We start from the raw sequence: 2156 nt of genomic DNA, 5'->3' as shown, positions 1-2156 counted from the left end.
TTTTTGTAAATTAATTAGTTTTTCTAAATTATTTTAAAGATTTTTGTGAGCATGAAAGCTGAATTGTTATTGCCTGCAGGTAGTATTGAAGCATTTTTTGCCGCTGTTGAAGGTGGAGCTGATGCTGTTTATCTTGGGTTGTCAAATTTTAATGCTCGTGCTAGAGCCTCAAATTTTAATATTTCCCAATTTGGATTATTGTTAAAAGAGGCAAAAAAAAATAATGTTAAAGTTTATTTGACCCTAAATACTGTAATTAAAAATGAAGAACTTCCTGAATTACTTGATCTTTTATTTTTTCTATCTAAATCAAGTGTTTCTGCTGTTATCATTCAAGATTGGGGCGTTTTTTATCTTATTAAAAAATATTTCCCTAAAATAAAAATCCATGCAAGTACTCAAATGGGAAATCATAATTCTGCATCTGCTATTTTTTCTCAAAATCATGGTTTTGAAAGAGTGATTTTGGCTCGTGAACTTCAATTAAGTGAGTTGCAACAAATAAAAAATAAAAGCAATATTCAGTTGGAAGTTTTTATTCATGGTGCTTTATGTTATTCTTTTTCAGGTATGTGTCTTTTTAGTAGTTATATTGGCGGACATGGTGCTAATCGTGGTTTTTGTACTCAACCTTGTAGAAGATATTATAATTCCAAAAATAAAAAATCAACACCCTTTAGCTTAAAAGATCAGCAACAACTTGAATTTATTTCCGATTTATCAAAAATTGGAATTTCTTCATTAAAAGTTGAAGGTAGAATGAAATCGGCAGAATATGTTTATAAAATTGCAAAAGCATATAGATTAATTCTTGACCATCCTGATAAGTTTGAGGAAGCAAAAGAACTGTTGGAAATGGATTTGAGTCGTGAGAAAACCTCATTTTTTATAGGTAAGGATGTAGGTAATGCAATTACATCAAATCCTGCAACAGGAAAATTAGTTGGAAAAGTTATTAAAGTTGCTAACGATAGCTTCTTATTTAATTCAGAAATAGAATTACAAAAAGGAAATAGAATACGGATTCATTCAGCAAAAGGAGATGCGAGAGGAGCTGTAAAATTAAAAACCTTTACTACTTCACAAAGTGATGTTGTAACTGTTTGGCAAAATAATCATAAAGCTCAAAAAGGCGACCTTGTTTTTTTGTCTGAATTAAGGGATAAGAAATTTGTTTCAAAGCTAAGTGATAATCAACAAAGTAATTTCCCCAAATTAGCTTCATCAAAGAAAAATGAGATTTTAAAACAATTAAATAAACCGAGTAAAAGAGGAAAACAAGAACTTTTTATTAGAATTGATAGTTTGAAATGGCTAAGAAAAATTTGGATAAAAAATATAGATAAAATTATTATTAATTTACCAAAGCGAGAATGGTTAGAACTTGATGCCACAAAGTCTTTTATCCAAAAAAACGCACATAAATTTATTATTGAATTACCAAAATTTATTTCTGAAAATGACATAGTATTTTATGAGAGATTATGTCAATCTTTTGTAAAAAATAATTTGAAGAGTTTTATGATAAGTCATATTTCTCAAAAGGAAATATTGCCTAAAAAATGTACAGTTTTTACAAACGAAAATGTTTATGTTTTTAATAATGCTTCAAAAGCATTTTTGCTCGATGAAAACATCAAAGATTATATTTATCCTCTTGAAAATGAAGAAGATAATTTGTTTAAATCAAATGATAGAAATGGGATAATTCCTCTTTATTTTCATCCTCAATTGTTTTTATCCCGAGTACCTATCAAAGTTCAAGATGATGAATTGATTGATGACAGAAATGAAAAAGTTCAAAAGCAAATAAAAGATGGGCTAACAATTATTACTCCTAATCAGGCTGTTTCATTTTTACAGTTTAGAAAAGAATTAGAAAAAAAAGGTTTTCATAAATGGTTGTTAGATTTTAGTACAATCAATCCTTCACAAAATGTTTTTAACACCATAGTAAAACGATTCCAAAATTCTCAACAACTTCAACCAACTACTACTTTTAATTTTAAAAAAGGATTGAAATAATTAAAGGAGGGTTAGTCATAACTAAAAACTAAAAATTCACAACTCATAACTCACAACTTACAGCTCACAACTCCCAACTCATCACTCACCACTCATCACTCACCACTCATCACTCACCACTCATCACTCAC

Annotated in this window: 1 protein-coding gene; it reads left to right on the top strand. The window is 28.7% G+C overall.

Annotation, left to right across the window (positions count from 1 at the left end; all coding sequences use genetic code 11):
- Window positions 1–51 precede the first annotated feature (51 nt).
- Window positions 52–2025, top strand: a complete 1974-nt coding sequence (locus U9R42_11365) for a peptidase U32 family protein (GenBank protein MEA3496624.1) — start codon at window positions 52–54, stop codon at window positions 2023–2025.
- The last annotated feature ends 131 nt before the right edge of the window (window positions 2026–2156 follow it).

It is taken from the genome of Bacteroidota bacterium (genome assembly GCA_034723125.1).
GTDB lineage: Bacteria > Bacteroidota > Bacteroidia > CAILMK01 > JAAYUY01 > JAYEOP01.
The sequence above is the reverse complement of the archived record's forward strand: the minus strand, read 5'-3'. Positions and strand labels throughout refer to the sequence as shown.

Coding starts and splice junctions, on each gene's coding strand:
- U9R42_11365 (MEA3496624.1), top strand. CDS start 52: ATGAAAGCTGAATTGTTATTGCCTGCAGGTAGTATTGAAGCATTTTTT.